General features: G+C 43.1%; 11 protein-coding genes. 3 read left to right on the top strand and 8 right to left on the bottom strand.

Translation table 11 applies throughout. The features are described 5' to 3' along the window. Nucleotides 1–283 precede the first annotated feature (283 nt). From glmM to cdaA, 3 genes are read right to left on the bottom strand one after another with little or no spacing between them, the layout of a single operon-like run. A complete protein-coding gene (glmM, locus tag DQM95_RS05945; RefSeq protein WP_037591988.1) occupies nt 284–1,636 on the bottom strand; it encodes a phosphoglucosamine mutase in 1,353 nt (450 codons plus the stop codon). 52 nt (nt 1,637–1,688) lie between these two features. After that, nucleotides 1,689–2,645: a CdaR family protein gene (locus DQM95_RS05950; RefSeq protein WP_037591987.1), complete on the bottom strand. Its 957-nt coding sequence runs from the start codon at nt 2,643–2,645 to the stop codon at nt 1,689–1,691. Between the two features lie 3 nt (nt 2,646–2,648). Further along, complete coding sequence (gene cdaA / locus DQM95_RS05955; protein ID WP_012658581.1) at nt 2,649–3,494, bottom strand: diadenylate cyclase CdaA; 846 nt, start codon at nt 3,492–3,494, stop codon at nt 2,649–2,651. A 101-nt stretch (nt 3,495–3,595) separates the two neighbouring features. Here cdaA and murT point away from each other — a divergent pair, with 101 nt between their 5' ends. Together murT and gatD are read left to right on the top strand one after the other, a co-directional pair. Continuing rightward, nucleotides 3,596–4,939, top strand: a complete 1,344-nt coding sequence (gene murT, locus DQM95_RS05960; RefSeq protein ID WP_037591986.1) for a lipid II isoglutaminyl synthase subunit MurT — start codon at nt 3,596–3,598, stop codon at nt 4,937–4,939. After that, entirely contained in the window at nt 4,939–5,727 is a 789-nt protein-coding gene (gatD, locus tag DQM95_RS05965) for a lipid II isoglutaminyl synthase subunit GatD (protein WP_037591984.1), read from the top strand. The genes murT and gatD overlap by 1 nt, the downstream gene beginning before the upstream one ends. A gap of 75 nt (nt 5,728–5,802) precedes the next feature. On the opposite strand, the gene DQM95_RS10150 is transcribed toward gatD, so the two are convergent. Continuing rightward, complete coding sequence (locus tag DQM95_RS10150; protein WP_037591983.1) at nt 5,803–7,356, bottom strand: YSIRK signal domain/LPXTG anchor domain surface protein; 1,554 nt, start codon at nt 7,354–7,356, stop codon at nt 5,803–5,805. 520 nt (nt 7,357–7,876) lie between these two features. Here DQM95_RS10150 and DQM95_RS05975 point away from each other — a divergent pair. Then, nucleotides 7,877–9,040, top strand: coding sequence for a YSIRK-targeted surface antigen transcriptional regulator (locus DQM95_RS05975; protein ID WP_037591981.1), 1,164 nt, complete (start codon nt 7,877–7,879; stop codon nt 9,038–9,040). 59 nt (nt 9,041–9,099) lie between these two features. On the opposite strand, the gene DQM95_RS05980 is transcribed toward DQM95_RS05975, so the two are convergent. The 4 genes from DQM95_RS05980 to DQM95_RS05995 all read right to left on the bottom strand — a co-directional run bounded on the left by DQM95_RS05980 (nt 9,100) and on the right by DQM95_RS05995 (nt 16,471). Continuing rightward, nucleotides 9,100–10,089 carry a lipoate--protein ligase gene (locus DQM95_RS05980; protein ID WP_037591979.1) on the bottom strand — a complete coding sequence of 330 codons (990 nt, stop codon included), beginning with the start codon at nt 10,087–10,089 and terminating at the stop codon, nt 9,100–9,102. Between the two features lie 209 nt (nt 10,090–10,298). Then, nucleotides 10,299–13,058 carry a cation-translocating P-type ATPase gene (locus DQM95_RS05985; RefSeq protein WP_111685970.1) on the bottom strand — a complete coding sequence of 920 codons (2,760 nt, stop codon included), beginning with the start codon at nt 13,056–13,058 and terminating at the stop codon, nt 10,299–10,301. A gap of 134 nt (nt 13,059–13,192) precedes the next feature. Continuing rightward, nucleotides 13,193–14,953 carry a dihydrolipoyl dehydrogenase gene (gene lpdA / locus DQM95_RS05990; protein ID WP_037591976.1) on the bottom strand — a complete coding sequence of 587 codons (1,761 nt, stop codon included), beginning with the start codon at nt 14,951–14,953 and terminating at the stop codon, nt 13,193–13,195. A 102-nt stretch (nt 14,954–15,055) separates the two neighbouring features. Next, the gene (locus DQM95_RS05995; protein ID WP_037591975.1) at nt 15,056–16,471 is read right to left on the bottom strand and encodes a dihydrolipoamide acetyltransferase; all 1,416 of its coding nucleotides are present in this window, start codon (nt 16,469–16,471) and stop codon (nt 15,056–15,058) included. Between the last annotated feature and the right edge of the window lie 34 nt (nt 16,472–16,505).

A 16,505-nucleotide genomic window follows, 5' to 3' on the forward strand; every position in this document is an offset into this window, starting at 1 on the left:
CGCCTCCTTTGACGAGGGAAGGACATAAAACCAAGGTTTTTTCTGCCAGAATTGAAAGAGCTTGGACATGTACCTGATCCGTCTGTCCTGCACAGCAGGGTCGTCTGTTTGGTAAATGTAATCCACATAGCCTGTCTGGTATTCAGGTACCAATTGTTGAAAATAAGTTTTAGCTTGATCGTCAAGCCTCTCTTGTAATTCAGCTAGCTTATCTATTGTTCTATGCCTCCATTTTCCGTATTTTTAATGAAAAAAGCGCCGTTTGTAACGACACCCTTTTGGTTTATGCAATTCCTATTTCAGTGCGAACAACATCAGCGATGGTATCTACATAGTAGTCCACTTCTTCGTCTGTTGGAGCTTCAGCCATAACACGGAGTAAAGGTTCTGTACCACTTGGTCTTACCAAGATACGGCCATTACCTTCCATTTCTGCTTCCATTTTTTCAATAATAGCTGCAATTGCGGGCACTTCCATTGCTTTGTGTTTCATACTGTTGTCAACACGAATATTGACTAATTTTTGTGGGTAGATTGTCACTTGGGCAGCCAATTCTGAAAGAGACATGCCTGTTTCTTTCATGACTTTGGTCAATTGGATAGCTGTTAATTGGCCATCACCTGTGGTGTTGTAATCCATGATAATCACATGACCTGATTGTTCACCACCTAGGTTATAGTTTGATTGACGTATTTCTTCAACCACATAACGGTCACCAACAGCTGTAACAGCTTTGTTAATACCGTGTTGGTCCAAGGCTTTGTGGAAGCCAAGGTTTGACATGACCGTTGTCACAATCGTGTTTTGAGCTAACAAGCCTTTTTCTGAAAGGTATTTCCCAATGATAAACATGATTTTGTCACCATCGACAATGTCACCATTCTCATCAACTGCGATGAGACGATCACTATCTCCATCAAAGGCTAGTCCAACAGCAGAACCTGTTTCTTTAACCAATTCTTGTAGTTTTTCTGGGTGTGTTGAACCGATGCCATCATTGATGTTCAAGCCGTTTGGTTGTTCACCAATGACAGAAATATCTGCTTGTAAGTCTAAGAAAACATCACGGGCTGAAACAGATGCTGCGCCATTAGCTGTATCCAAGGCAACTTTCATGCCTTCAAGATTAACACCCGTAGAAACCAAGAATTTTTCATACTTACGAAGACCTTCTGGGTAATCCACTAAGGTTCCTAAGCCTTCGGCACTTGGTCGTGGTAGAGTATCTTCTTCAGCATCTAAAAGGGCTTCAATTTCCAACTCTTGGTCGTCAGCCAATTTAAAGCCGTCGCTACCAAAGAATTTGATCCCATTGTCCAAAGCTGGGTTGTGGCTGGCAGAAATCATGACACCTGCGCTAGCATTTTCAGTACGAACCAAGTAAGAAACACCTGGTGTGGCCAAAACGCCTAATTTATAAACTTCAATGCCGACAGAAAGTAAACCAGCTACGAGAGCTGATTCTAACATTTCACCTGAGATACGTGTGTCACGCGCTACAAAGACGCGAGGTGTTCCAGTTTCGTGTTGACTTAAGACATACCCACCAAAACGGCCTAGTTTAAAGGCTAATTCAGGGGTTAATTCTACGTTGGCTTCTCCACGGACGCCATCTGTTCCAAAATATTTTCCCATAATTACTAAGCGAAATTCGCTTCCTCCATTTCATTTCCTTTGATATTATCTATTATTTCTTTTTGGTTGTCAACTGAACCGTCACGGAAGAAGGTTCAATGGAAACAATATCCGAATGGAGGCTAACCGTTTTTTCTGTATCTTTAGTCACACCACTAATATTGACTTCCGCTACCACTTCATTAATGGTATCCAGAACTTCTCTTGGCCCTGAAATGACAGCTGTTTCTTTTCCAAGTTTTGATTGAATGTCCGCCAAGCTTTCATCCATGGTTCCTACCATTGAAACTCTTATTGGGACAGACTTGGTGATTTTTTTGACTGAAACCGATAAGGTCGTTTTGGCTGGTGAAATGGAGCTGGCTAAAACAGTCCCATCTGCAGAGACAGCTTGAAGGGTTACTTCACCTCGGTAGTCTGCATTTAATTTAACATCATCTGGCACTTTGGCAACGACATGATCAATCAAATCAATCTTAGACTCGTCACTGGTCACCTCGACTTTGTCAATACCTGTGTTCATTGAGAGCAATTCATAACCAGTTGCCACTTGTTTGGGATCGACACTTCCTACGACATTAAAGGTCTTTCGTGCTTTCTTGCCGATGGTGATGGTCATTTTATCTGGGGTCACTTTGGCTGCCACGCCAGAAGGCAGGTTATTGACTTTAAGAGGAACGGTTGCTTTTCCAGGCTTGCTATCTGTTAAGTCTGCGACGATTTTAAAATTACGAGTATCAGTGTTAACCTCGGAATCCAGTTTAACCCGGTTGGTTGAGGTCAAATAGACTTGTGCCCCGTAGGAATATTCACTGATAAAGTACTTGTCACTATCATATTTGATATCGATGGGGACATCTGATAGGTTGTGGGTATAGGTTTCGATTGGGCTGTATGCTTGGTTGGCAGAGTTTCGATAACTATTTGAAGCTGCTGTTAAAAAGAGGACAATAGCAAAAAACACCGAAACAAGTCCAAGCCAAATCCGACTATTAAAAAATGATTTCATCTTTTACTTGCCTCCAAATAAGGTTTTGTACCAAGGTGTTTTCTCCTGGTTTTCTTTCAGGAAATAAGAACGCAGATAGGTTTCGAAATCGGCACGGCTTAAATCATGCAAGAATTCGCCCTTGTCGGTGATTGAGATGCCACCTGTTTCCTCAGAAACAACGATGGTAATGGCATCGGAATGTTCTGAAAGACCAATGGCTGCGCGGTGTCTGGTTCCAAATTCTTTGGAAATAGTGGTTGATTCAGACAGGGGCAAGTAAGAACATGAGGAGATGATTTTATTGTTAGCAATGATAACAGCTCCGTCATGCAATGGCGTGTTTGGTATAAAGATATTAATCAGCAATTGGCTGGAGATATCCGCATTTAAGGGAATTCCTGTTGCGATGTATTCTTGTAAAGTTTGGGCCTGTTCAATACAGATCAAGGCACCAATTTTACGAGGGCTCATGTAGGCCACAGCCTTGACCAAAGCGTCGACAAGCTTTTCTTCATCACTGAGCAGTTCTCTTTGGCGGAAAACTTGGGTGGAACGACCAAATCGCTCTAAACCAGCACGAATTTCTGGCGCAAAGATAATAACACCTGCGATAACCCCATAGGTGATAACTTGATTCATTAAATAAGTAATAGTTGTCAGACCAATCCACTCGGCCACAAAGCGCAAAATGATAAAGAGTAAAACACCCTGCACTAAGGACATGATTTTGGTTCCTGATAAAGCCCTAATAAAACGGTAAATGGCATAGGCGACAATCAAGATATCTAATAAGTGAATGATTAAGATCCAAGGGTCTGCAAATAAACTGGATATAAACTTGGCATCGATATGACTTAGATTCTGCATACGTCTCTCTTTCTATCTAAAATACGTATTAAGACTATTATAACATTTTTATTACAGTTTTTCTGTATTCAAAATTCTTGATTCTATGTTAAAATATAAACATGAAAATGAAGACGCTAATGGGCATTACTGCCGGAAAAACTGCACAAACCCTTTTAAAAAGTATGGGGCGAGGCTCTACCTACCCAGGAAAGTTGGCCCTACAATTTGATAAAAATATTTTAGATAGCCTGGCCAAAGATTATGAAATCGTTGTGGTGACAGGGACTAATGGAAAAACCCTAACCACTGCTTTGACTGTGGGTATCTTAAAAGAAGCCTATGGACAGGTTTTAACTAACCCAAGTGGGGCCAACATGATTACTGGTATTGTCTCCAGTTTTTTAACGGCTAAAAAAGGGAAAAGCGGCAAAAAGATTGCCGTTTTAGAAATTGATGAAGCTAGCCTGCCACGGATTACCCAATACATCAAGCCAAGTCTTTTTGTCTTTACCAATATTTTCCGTGACCAGATGGACCGCTATGGCGAAATCTATACCACCTATCAATTAATCATTGATGGGGCTAAGAATGCTCCCGAGGCTACTATCCTAGCCAACGGCGATAGCCCACTCTTTGCTTCAAAAGAATTGGTTAACCCAGTCAAATACTACGGTTTCAATACTGAGGACCACGAACCGCAATTGGCCCACTACAATACTGAAGGCATCCTATGTCCTAAGTGTCAGGCTATTTTGCAATACCGCCTCAACACTTATGCCAATTTAGGGCATTATATCTGCCTTAACTGTGATTTCAAACGTCCGAAACTGGATTATCAGCTTTCAGCCTTGACCAAAACCACTAATGTCAGCTCTGCTTTTGTCATCGATGGGCAAGAGTATAGCATCAATGTGGGTGGCCTTTACAATATCTACAACGCATTAGCAGCGGTGTCCGTGGCCGAGTTCTTTGGCTTGTCACCTGAACAAATTAAGGCTGGTTTTGAAAAGAGTCGAGCAGTCTTTGGGCGTCAGGAAACCTTTAGCATTGGTGACAAGAGTTGTACCTTGGTCTTGATTAAAAACCCAGTTGGGGCTAGTCAGGCCTTGGAAATGATTAAGCTAGCAGACTATCCTTTCAGCCTGTCTGTTCTATTGAATGCTAACTACGCTGATGGGATTGATACCTCATGGATTTGGGATGCTAACTTTGAACTGATCCAGGAAATGGACATCACTGAAATCAATGCTGGTGGCGTCCGTCACTCAGAAATTGCCCGTCGTTTGCGGGTTTCTGGATATGACAGTAGCAAAATCAGTGAAAAAGAGAGCTTGGAAGAGGTCATGCAGGCAATTGAAAAGCAAGATAGCAAACATGCCTATATCCTCGCAACCTATACCGCGATGTTAGCCTTCCGTGAGCTTTTGGCAAGCCGTCACGTGGTTAGAAAGGAGATGAACTAATGACTTATACTTCCCTAAAATCTCCAGAAAACCGTGACTACACATACGACATCCGCATCGCCCACCTCTATGGTAATCTCATGAATACCTATGGCGATAATGGCAATGTCCTCATGCTCAAATACGTGGCCGAAAAACTAGGCGCTCGTGTCCAAGTCGACATCGTCTCCATGGGGGATGAGCTGGACCCTGATGTCTACGACTTGATTTTCTTTGGTGGTGGCCAAGATTATGAGCAAAGTATTGTGGCTAAAGATTTACCGTCAAAGAAAGCTGCCATTGCCAACTATATTGACCAAGATAAGGTTATCCTAGCCATCTGCGGTGGCTTCCAATTACTGGGACAGTACTATGTACAAGCCAACGGTGAGAGAATCGACGGCATCGGTGTCATGGGACACTACACCCTTAATCAGCACCAAAACCGCTTTATCGGTGATATCAAAATCCACAACCAGGAATTCGATGAAACCTATTATGGTTTTGAGAACCATCAAGGACGGACCTTCCTGTCTGATGATGAGAAACCTTTGGGTCGAGTGGTTTATGGCAACGGCAATAATAAGGAAGATCAAACTGAAGGGGTTCATTATAAAAATGTTTATGGCTCCTACTTCCACGGGCCAATCCTTTCCAGGAATGTGAACCTGGCTTACCGTCTGGTAACCACTGCCCTTAAACTCAAATACGGTCAAGAAATTGCCCTTGCCCCTTACCAAGAAATTCTTAGCCAAGAAGTGGCGGAAGAATACGCGGATGTTAAGAGTAAGGCCGAATTTGACTCTTAATCACAAAAAAGCTCTGAGGATTATCCTCAGAGCTTTTCGCTGTCAACCATTGTAATGAATCTAGGAGGGGTAGGTTTAATCTTCTTTGCGTTTGCGTGATACAGCTACCATTCCTGCTGAAGCCATGACTGCTAGGGCTGCGGCTGTGAAGAATGGGTTAGCGGTGTCACCAGTTGCTGGCAATTGCGCTTTCGCTGGACCATTGTTGTTTGCATGCGCGTTTTGGTTGGTCATTGCTGCAGGAGCTTGACCAGCTTTAGGCTTCATGTCTGAAGCATTGCCTTTGCCATCGTTCTTAGCTGCTGCTGCATGGCCATCTTTACCGTTCATGCCATCACGACCTGGCATACCGTCTTTGCCATCGTGACCGTCACGTCCGTCACGACCTGGCATACCGTCTTTACCATCACGACCATCACGGCCTGGTGCACCATCTTTACCATTAGAGATGGTTACTTCTTTACGACTTCCGTCAGGGTTTAAGAAAGTAATAGTGTGAGAACCGTTGCCATTGTCTTTGACATTAATGATTGGCGATTCACCATCTTTACCATTTTTTCCATCTTTTCCGTCAAGTCCGTCGCGGCCATCGCGTCCGTCGCGGCCATCACGACCGTTTAAGCCGTCAGTACCATTTTTGCCGTCTTTTCCATCTTGACCAGCTTTACCATTTTTACCGTCTGTTCCGGCTTTGCCGTTCTTACCATCTGTACCGGCTTTACCATCTTTTCCGGCTTTGCCGTTTTTACCGTCGGTACCGGCTCTGCCATCTTTTCCAGACTTACCATCTTTTCCGTCAGTTCCGGCTTTGCCGTTCTTACCATCTGTACCAGACTTCCCGTCCTTTCCGGCTTTGCCGTCTTTTCCAGACTTACCATCTTTTCCGTCAGTTCCGGCTTTGCCGTTCTTACCATCCGTACCAGACTTCCCGTCCTTGCCGGCTTTGCCGTCTTGTCCGTTGCGTCCGTTCTGGCCGTCCTGACCGTTTTTACCATTTTGACCATCTTGACCATGACGGCCGTCAGTTCCAGCTTTTCCATCCTGACCGTCTTTTCCGTCCTTACCGTCTTTACCATCTAGACCATCCAGTCCATCTAACCCAGGACGACCATCCAGTCCATCCATACCTGGTAATCCATCTCGTCCATCACGACCGTCTCGACCTGGTTCTCCTTGGCGACCTTGTGGACCAGCTACACCTGGTGCACCTTGTGCTCCAGCGGGACCAGCTTGTCCTTGGGGACCTTGTATACCAGGTTCACCTCTTTCTCCCCTAGGACCTGTGGGTCCAATTGGCCCCATTTCACCTCTTTCTCCTGCAGGTCCTGGAGGTCCAACAATCATACTCGGATCAAAACCATATGGTCCCCCATGAAACGATCCCATTCCAGGTCCAGCTGGTACTCCAGGGTAAATTCCTGAGTCACCTGGCCCGTACCCTGAACTTCCTGGTCCAAATGGATATGCACCTGGACTTCCCGGAGAAAGAGGGTGGTGTTGCGCCTGCGCTGTTGTTCCGGTCATGCCTAGGGCGAAGATGGTTCCTAGGAGGACTGAGGCTGCGCCAAATTTGTACTTACGGAGGCTAAAGCGTTGCTTGTAGCGTCCGTTTTTATTCATGTGTGTCATGACATGTCTCCTTCTCTACTCTCTACATTAGAGAGTGTCTTTAGTTTTTAGGTATCTTAACGCATCAAAAGCTGTTCCTGGGCAACCGTTTTCTTTTTGTGGCGGTAGCCCTTGAGGCCAGTTCTTTTTGTCGTCAATAACCATTTACTATATTGCCATGACCACAGGTTTTCTTCTTGTGCCTTTCGCTCCTTTTTTGTTGAAATCAGGAAATTTTCATTTTATTATCACTTATTTATCAACTATTCATTTTTCTATCATTTGATTAAATTTATGGTTTTGTTTTTGACTGCTCTTTTGATAAAGTATGTACTTGGAAAGTCAATTGTTTATGAGGACTTCTTTTCACCAAAGGGTACAATAGTTTGATAACCTTATTCTATTTCATTTTTTTAAAATTCGCTTCATTTTAATAACTATTGTTGGCATCTCTCACATCCATTGCTCACACCCTCCTCGGAAAGCCTCATAAACAGTCGCTTTCTTTTTTCATGCATTTTTGACCAAAAAGGGAGATCCTATGTATAGACACCCGCTTTTAGAATCCTTGCACATTTGTTTTACTTTGCCTATTGTGGTCCTAAACAATGACTTGGACATGCTCAAGGCCTATCCTTTTCAGCAAGACTCTTGTCTCCAGTCAGACTTGAGACCCCATTTGGATAAGGTTTGGCGGCAAAAAAGTCTTTTTCCTTTTACCCTTTTACGGACACCCAAGGGACAGATGTTAGCCCTTTATCCCTTCCAGAACTACCTTTTTATTTTCGGTCCTTTCTGGTCCGCTTCGCCTGCTCAGACTCTACGTCCTTTGGCAGATTTGACCTTTATTCCCCAGCACTGTTTGGCGCAAGAGGGGCTTTGCCCTTGCCAACACATCACGGATGTGGCCCATTTGCTGCACTTGATTCACTACTTTTTTACGGGTCATCTGCATTTGATGGAGCAGGACCAAGAAAGCTTGACGCAGGAGATTTTTGAGGACATCCGTAAGGAATTATCGGAGTCCTTGATTCAGCAGTGCAACCTCTATGAGGACCAGCACTTTGACTATGAGTTTCACTTACTTGAGAGTGTTAAGAAGGGCGATTTGAAGGAGGTCCGTTCCTTTCTGTCCCAGTCTGTGACGCCAAAAGGGGTGACCAAGGACTTGCGTTCAGAGAAAAACTATTCCATTTTGATTTTTGAAAAGCTGTCGCAGTTAGCCATTTCCATGGGTGTGGACCGAGTTTATGCCCACCATACAAGAGATTACTACATGAGCAAATGCGAAGCCTGTTTGAGTAGCCAGGATGTCTTGGCCCTGAGAGAATCAGCCATTATCCTCTTTACGCAAAAGATAGGGCGGATCAATAACCACTCTTATACGGTTGCCAAGATTTTGCGCTACATTCACCAAAACCTATCGCAAAAGTTGATGGTGGAGGACATTGCCAAGCAATTTAACTTTAGCGAGTCCACCATTCGCAAGCTTTTCCGTAAGGAGATGAATTGCTCTTTGCAACAGTACATCAGCCAGAAAAAGATGGAGGAAGCCAAGGTCATGTTGCGCAACCAGAACAATGTGACTGAAGTTAGTAACAGTTTGGGCTATGCTGATTTAGCCCACTTTTCACGAACTTTTAAGGCCCATGTGGGTTTATCTCCTAAACAGTATCAGAGATCACCCATTAAGGATATTCTTTAGGCAGAAGCATGTGCAGGATATGACAAAAACACCTAGACCGTTTAGTCTAGGTGTTTCTTTTAGGCTACGATGGCTTTGGCTACTTCTTCCACGGTCATGCCTGAGAAGTATTGGGTTGTGTCAATGGTTTTGAGTTTTTCAAGCACATCTTTGTTCTCGTATCGAGTTCCAACAAGAAGTTCTTCAATGTCTTGAACATCTTTGATTCCGAAGAAGTCTCCGTAGATTTTGATGTTTTTGATGACGGATTTTTCAACATTGGCAAAGGTATTGATTTTACCAGCTGGATAGCGGACATTACGTTCGATAGTGTACTCTGGTGCTTTTCCATAAACCCAATCCCAGTTACCGAATTGCTCATCTGCTGATTTTTGGATTTTAGCCAACTCGTCTTCTGATAGGACATACTCGGTCATGTCAGGGTAAGTTTCTTTCATTTTTGCTAGAATTTTATCGGAGAATTCATTAACAGTGATTTTTTCTGGGAGTTCATCTAAGATATTGGTCACACGCGCTCTAACGGACTTAATCCCTTTAGATTCAATTTTATCTTTGCTGACTTTTAGGGCATCTCCGAGGACTGTCATGTCTACATCAAACAAGAGGCAACCATGGTGCATCATGCGACCTTTGTAATAAGCTTGGGCATTACCACAGAATTTTTTGCCGTTGATTTCTAAGTCGTTACGTCCTGTGAACTCTGCTTTAACCCCAAGGTCTGCTAGGGTTTCAATCACGGGTTGTGAGAAGGTTTTGAAGTCAAAGGCCCCTTCTTCTGATTTGTTAGAGATGATGGTGTAGTTGAGGTTGTTCAAATCATGGTATACGGCACCGCCACCTGATAAACGACGGGCAACATGGATACCGTGGGCATCGATGTATTCTTTGTTGATTTCTTGGATGGTGTTTTGGTGTTTACCAATAATGATGGCTGGCTCGTTAATCCAGAGGATAAAAATTTCGTCTTCAGAAAGCAATTCACGAAAAGCATAGGCTTCTAAGGCGATGTTATAAGCCGGATTGTTACTTTTGTTTACAATGTATTTCATTTTATTCTCCTGTTTTTGTCAATAATCACTGTATCTATTTTAATGCAATGGCTACCAAAAAACAAGCCAGTGGCTTGTTTTTTGCCTTACTTTATTGATTTGATTTTTTATACTTTTCTGTGCTCCTTTCACTCGCAATCTTCGCTTTTGAACAGGTGAGGTGTGTTACTATTAGTTTATTTAAATAGCAATAAGTCATCACACCTATTCTATGGTTTTCTACCTTTCTTGATAGCTAGTCTGATTTCTTCCATGCCGACCATGAGGAATGGGCAGAGAAGGAGATAGAGCCAGTCAATAAGGCTAATTGGAGCGGTGTTAAAGATTTTTTGTAGGAAGGGGGTGTAAAGGAGGGCTATAAAGAGGCCAATTTCTAAAAGGATACCTGATGTAATCAATTTGTTGGCAAAGATTGGCAGATGCCTGATGGAATGACCATCTGATCTGGCTATCATAACCATACCCATTTGCGCAAAGATAATGGCACCAAGGGTCATGGTTGTGGCTTCTTTATAAAGACTTCCAGAAGCAGCCAAATACTTGAGATGGCCCTGACTGGTCCAATAGGTCACAAAGAAACCAATCATGGCTAAGAGAGACTCTAACATGCCATACCAGAAGAAGGCTTTCAGAATCAAGGAGCGATCAAGCAGGCGGTCGCTCATCTTACGAGGTGGCCTTTCCATTACCCCTTTGAGAGGCGGCTCAATGCCCAAGCCAAGAGCTGGCAACATATCTGTCCCCAGGTCAATAGTGAGGATTTGCATAACCGTCAAAGGAAGTGGCACCCAGCCTTTTGAAAAGAGGAAAAAGGCGGAAGGCACAGCTTCTGGTCCATTTGAGGTGATGATGTAGGATAGGAATTTTTGGATATTGCGGTAGACGGCACGGCCTTCTTCAACTGCGTGAACAATAGAAGCAAAGTTGTCATCTGTCAGAATCATATCAGCTGATTCCTTGGCCACATCAGTTCCCGTAATGCCCATGGCAACACCAATGTCAGCCTTTTTAAGGGCAGGGGCATCATTGACGCCGTCACCAGTAACAGCTACCACTTCGCCCATTTCTTGCAAGGCTTTGACCACACGGAATTTTTGTTCAGGAGCTACACGGGCAAAGACAACTTCGCCTTTAAGCACCTCTTTGAGTTTCTGATCCGTCATCTTACCTAATTCCAAACCAGAAACCACTTTGGCATCTTGACCTTTAACAATGCCAATTTTCTTAGCAATGCTGAGGGCAGTGATGCCGTAGTCACCTGTCACCATGATGATGCGGATGCTCGCCTTGTGGCAGTTTTCAATGGCTTCCATGACCCCTTCTCTTGGGGGATCACTCATGCTAATTAAACCAACAAAGGTCAAGTCTTGCTCCAAGCTTTCCTGGTCACTTGAATACTTACTGTTGTCATCTAGGTTTTTGTAGGCAAGTGCTAAGACGCGCAGCCCTTCTTGGGCAAAAGTATCATTTGCTTGGAGGGCTTGGTTAAAGTAGTCGCTGGTCATGGGGTGGACACCATTGTCATCCAAATAAGCCGTGGCTTTTTCCAGAATTTCTTTAGGTGCACCTTTGGTGATAGACAGCATTTTTTGGCCATGTTGGTGAAGGGTGGTCATCCGTTTGCGGACGGAGTCAAAGGGGTACTCGTCTAGGCGTGGGTAGTTTTGGTTGTTGGCCTCAAGAGACATGCCCACTTTTTCAGCCAAAACGCTGAGGCAGGCTTCAGTCGGGTCACCTAGAACGCTGTAATGCGGGTTTTCAGCTGTTGGGTCTAGGACCTTGGCGTTGGAACAGAGTTGGGCATAAGTAATCAGTTTTTCCAGGCTTTGAGACTGATTGAGGTCGAAGGCTTTTCCCTCTTTGAGCAACTGGCCTTTTCGGGCGTAGCCGAGTCCTGTGACGTCAATCTTCTGGTCTATGGTCCATAAATGGTTAACCGTCATCTCATTTTGGGTGAGGGTGCCGGTTTTATCGGAGCAAATGACAGAGGTGGCCCCTAAGGTTTCCACAGAGGATAATTTTTTCACCAAGGCATTTTCTTTTGCCATGCGTTGGACTGCCATAGCTAAAGATAGCGTCACAGTTGGCAAGAGTCCTTCTGGGATAAAGGCAACAATCATCCCTAAGGCAAAGATAAAGGCTTGGGCAAAGGGTTGTCCGACAAAGAACATGGAGGCAAGTAGGAAGAAAAGTCCTATGGATACTGCAATGACAGTGATTTGCTTGGTTAAGAGATCCAGCTCTTTTTGAAGGGGACTCTTTTCCTCTTCCATGTTTTGGGTCAGGTGGGCAATCTGACCAAAGGCGGTATCCATACCGATGGCTGAGACTAGCATTTTTCCTGATCCAGAGGAGACTGTTGTTCCGGCAAAGACCATGTTGTCATATTCCAAGTCTGTTTTTTCTGGGTCTAGGTCTGCCTGAGCTGTTTTATCAATTGGATTGGATTCACCTGGTAGGGCAGACTGATTGACTTTCAAGGCCCTTGCAAAAATCAGGCGGCCATCAGCTGATATGCGGTCTCCTTCTTCTATCATGACCAGGTCACCAGGCACCAGATTTTCAGCCAATTCTTTTACTTCTTTGCCATCTCGAACCAGCCGAACATAGGATGGCAACATCTTTTTGAGGGCTTCTGTGGCCTTACTAGCCCGATGTTCTTGAACAAAACTAAAGATACCATTGATGATATTAACCATCCAAATGGCAATACCTAATTCCGGGCTATGGGAATAAATGGCAATGGCTCCGGCTACCCATAAGAGGATGGCCATGAGCCCTGTAAAATTTTTGATGAAAACTAGGATCAATGGTTCTTTTTTAGCCTCATTGATGATGTTTTTGCCCAATTGGGCTTGTCGTTGGCTGGCTTCTTTTTGCGTCAGTCCTTTTTCAGATGTGTTTAATCTCTCATATGCCTCTTTTTCACTACAAGCATGAATTGTTTTGAGAGTCTCATGGTCTATCATCATCATTTCTTGAACCTCGCTTTCTTAAGCGCTTTCATTTTATGACTCAATTATACTCCTTTTTTCAGAAAGTGAACCAAAAAAAGTTTAGGATTTCTCCTAAACTTTATGAGTTTTTTGTCCTGAAATCAGGCTTATTTTTTGCGTTTTGGTGGGTTATGGATAGCTTCACCTAACACATCTGCAAAAGCTTCGTACATAACTTCAGAGAATGTTGGGTGACCATGGATTGATAATAACAATTCATCTACTGTCAATTCTGATTCCATGATTGTTGCTGCTTCGTTGATCATTTCAGCTGCTGCTGGACCAATAATGTGAACACCAAGGATTTCGTGGAATTTAGCATCCGCAATTACTTTTACAAAACCATGTGCTTCGTTAGATGCGATGGCACGTCCGTTACCAGTAAAGCTGTTACGTCCAACTAGGATGTCACCATATTTAGCACGTGCATCTTCTTCTGTGATACCAACCATTGCCACTTCTGGATGTGTGTAAACAGCAGCTGGAGTGAATTGAAGGTTAGCTTTACGCACATTTCCGTGCATTGCATTTTCAGCTGCCACTTCACCCATACGGTATGCAGCGTGAGCAAGCATTTTAGTTCCGTTAACATCACCTGGTGCATAGATACCTGGGATTGATGTTTCTTGATAGTCATTAACTTTGATACGGTTGCGATCCATTTCAAGGTTAAGATTTTCAAGTCCATTCATTTGTGGAACACGTCCAATTGAAAGAAGGGCTTTTTCTGCAACAACTTCTTCACCATTGTTCAATTTCAATGTTAATTGGTTGTTTTCTTCAACAATTTCAGAAACGCCAACTGATGTTTTGATCTTCATGCCTTTCTTAGAAAGGATTTTTTGCAATTCAGTTGATACTTCTTTGTCCATTGCTGGAATGATGCGGTCAGCCATTTCAATAACGGTTACATCAACTCCATAAGATGCCCAAACAAGACCAAGCTCGATACCTACAACACCACCACCCATAACAGCAAGTGATTTAGGCATTTCACGTAAGTCTAAGATATCGTCTGATGTTAAGACAAGTTTAGAATCAATACCTGGGATGTTGATACGTGATACTTTTGATCCTGTTGCAAGGATAACATTACGTCCTTTAATGGTTTGTGAGCCAATTGTAACTGTCTTGTCTGGGTTAACTTGTCCAAGTCCGTTGAAGATAGTTACTTTGTTAGCTTTAAGAAGCCCTTGAACGCCACCTGTTAAGGTTTTAACAACAGAGTTTTTGAAATCAACAGTTTTGTCCATGTCAATGGTATAGTTTGTTGATGCTAAATTGATACCACGACCTGCTGCAATCTTGATACCATCAAGAATTTCAGCATTTTTAAGGTAAGTTTTAGTTGGGATACATCCAACGTTTAAGCAAGTACCACCAAATTCAGATTTTTCAACAATGGCAATTTTACCACCAAGTTGTGCACCACGGATGGCAGCATAGTAACCAGCAGGTCCGCCACCAACGACAATGATATCATACTCATCGTCTGCTAATGGAGCTTTGTTTTCTTTAGCAGGTGCTTCACTTGCTACAGGTGCTTTTGGTACTTCAAGACCAGCTGCTTCTAAGTCTGCTGTTGCTTTTTCAGTTGCAGCACTTGAACTGTTATCTTCAACAACTTCACCTTCAGCACCAATGTAACCAATAACTTCTGTTACAGGAACAACATCACCTTCTTGGCGAACAATTTTAAGAAGTACACCTGAATCTTCTGCTTCAATTTCCATGTTTGTTTTATCTGAATTGATTTCAAGAAGAACGTCACCTTCGTTTACAGTATCACCGACTTGTTTTTTCCACTCGATGATTTCACCTTCTTGCATGTCAACACCAAGTTTTGGCATAATAATTTCAACAGCCATTTTTTTCTCCTTCTTTGTTTACCAGCCTTTCAGTTTTGTTGTTCTGAAAGACTTTATGCTTCTATTATATCGCTTTTTACTCTGCTTAGTCTTTTAAAAAACTTAGATTAACAAACCAAATGGGTTTTCCATTAAGTTTTTAAGGTCAACCATGAATTTAGCACCATTCATACCGTCAACTAAACGGTGGTCGATGGTCAAGCACATTGCCATGATTGGACGAGGCACAATTTCACCATCAACAACTGTTGGTGTTGGAATGGTTGCACCGATACCCAAGATAGCTGAGTTTGGTTGGTTGATAATTGGGTTAAAGGTTTTCGTTCCAAACATACCAAGGTTGGTGATTGAGAATGTTGAACCAGACATTTCTGCAGCTTTTAGCTTACCAGCTTGTGTTTTCTTGATAACATCTTTTGAAGCGACCACGAAGTCTGCTAGTGTCATTTTATCTGCATTGTGAACAACTGGTACAATCAATCCATCATCTAATCCTACGGCAATACCAATATTGACAAATTTGTGTAATTCAATTTCTTGAGCATCATTGATTAATGAAGCATTCATGTAACGGTGCTCAGGTTTCATCAAGGTTTTAACGACTGCCATACCGATCAAATCAGTGAAGCTGACTTTCAAGCCAGTTTTTTCCATGATTGGATCAATTAATTTCTTACGAAGTGCAATCATCTCTGTCATGTCGATGTCATAGTTAAGCGTGAATGTAGGTGCCGTCAAGTAAGAGTTGGTCATACCTTTAGAAATGGCTTTACGCATTGCAGACATCTTAATGATTTCCACACCTTCAGGTAATTCTGCTTTAGCTTTTTCTTCTTTAGCAGGTTTTGCTGCTACAGCTTGGGCAGGCTTGCTTGCTTCGATGGCAGCAAGGATATCTTCTTTCATAACTTTGCCTTTGAAGCCTGTTCCTGAAATGGATGCTAGGTCAAGACCTGCATCTGCAGCCATTTTACGAGCAAGTGGTGATGCTTTAGGTTGTGCATTTTTGAAGTTTTCAACGTCTTCAACATGTACACGACCTTTTGGTCCTGAACCTGGGATTTGACCAAGGCTAAGTCCCATTTCTTTTGCAGCTTTGCGGGCAGCTGGTGTGGCACGAATTGGAGAACCGTCATCTTGAGGAAGAGTTGTTTGCGCAGTAGCAAGAGCTGGTCTTTCGACATCTTCTTTTGGTGCTACTGTTGGTGCTGCGTCTGCAGATTGTGGTGCAGGGATTTCACTTGTTTTTTCGCTTGAAGCAATGTTGTCAACGGATTCACCTTCTGCACCGATGTAACCAATAACTTCTGTTACAGGCACCACATCACCTTCTTGACGGATGATTTTAAGGAGGACACCTGAATCTTCCGCTTCGATTTCCATGTTTGTTTTGTCAGAATTAATTTCAAGGAGGACGTCACCTTCGTTTACAGTGTCACCTTCTTGTTTTTTCCACTCGATGATTTCGCCTTCTTGCATGTCAACACCGAGTTTGGGCATAATGATTTCGACTGCCATAATTTTCCTTTCCTATTATCTCAGACCATGAATT

Origin of the sequence: Streptococcus uberis (assembly GCF_900475595.1) — a bacterium.
Lineage (GTDB): Bacteria > Bacillota > Bacilli > Lactobacillales > Streptococcaceae > Streptococcus > Streptococcus uberis.

Excerpts from the sequence above, each read along its gene's own strand:
- glmM (WP_037591988.1), bottom strand. The coding sequence starts at position 1,636 with ATGGGAAAATATTTTGGAACAGATGGCGTCCGTGGAGAAGCCAACGTA.
- DQM95_RS05950 (WP_037591987.1), bottom strand. The coding sequence starts at position 2,645 with ATGAAATCATTTTTTAATAGTCGGATTTGGCTTGGACTTGTTTCGGTG.
- cdaA (WP_012658581.1), bottom strand. The coding sequence starts at position 3,494 with ATGCAGAATCTAAGTCATATCGATGCCAAGTTTATATCCAGTTTATTT.
- murT (WP_037591986.1), top strand. The coding sequence starts at position 3,596 with ATGAAAATGAAGACGCTAATGGGCATTACTGCCGGAAAAACTGCACAA.
- gatD (WP_037591984.1), top strand. The coding sequence starts at position 4,939 with ATGACTTATACTTCCCTAAAATCTCCAGAAAACCGTGACTACACATAC.
- DQM95_RS10150 (WP_037591983.1), bottom strand. The coding sequence starts at position 7,356 with ATGACACACATGAATAAAAACGGACGCTACAAGCAACGCTTTAGCCTC.
- DQM95_RS05975 (WP_037591981.1), top strand. The coding sequence starts at position 7,877 with ATGTATAGACACCCGCTTTTAGAATCCTTGCACATTTGTTTTACTTTG.
- DQM95_RS05980 (WP_037591979.1), bottom strand. The coding sequence starts at position 10,089 with ATGAAATACATTGTAAACAAAAGTAACAATCCGGCTTATAACATCGCC.
- DQM95_RS05985 (WP_111685970.1), bottom strand. The coding sequence starts at position 13,058 with ATGATAGACCATGAGACTCTCAAAACAATTCATGCTTGTAGTGAAAAA.
- lpdA (WP_037591976.1), bottom strand. The coding sequence starts at position 14,953 with ATGGCTGTTGAAATTATTATGCCAAAACTTGGTGTTGACATGCAAGAA.
- DQM95_RS05995 (WP_037591975.1), bottom strand. The coding sequence starts at position 16,471 with ATGGCAGTCGAAATCATTATGCCCAAACTCGGTGTTGACATGCAAGAA.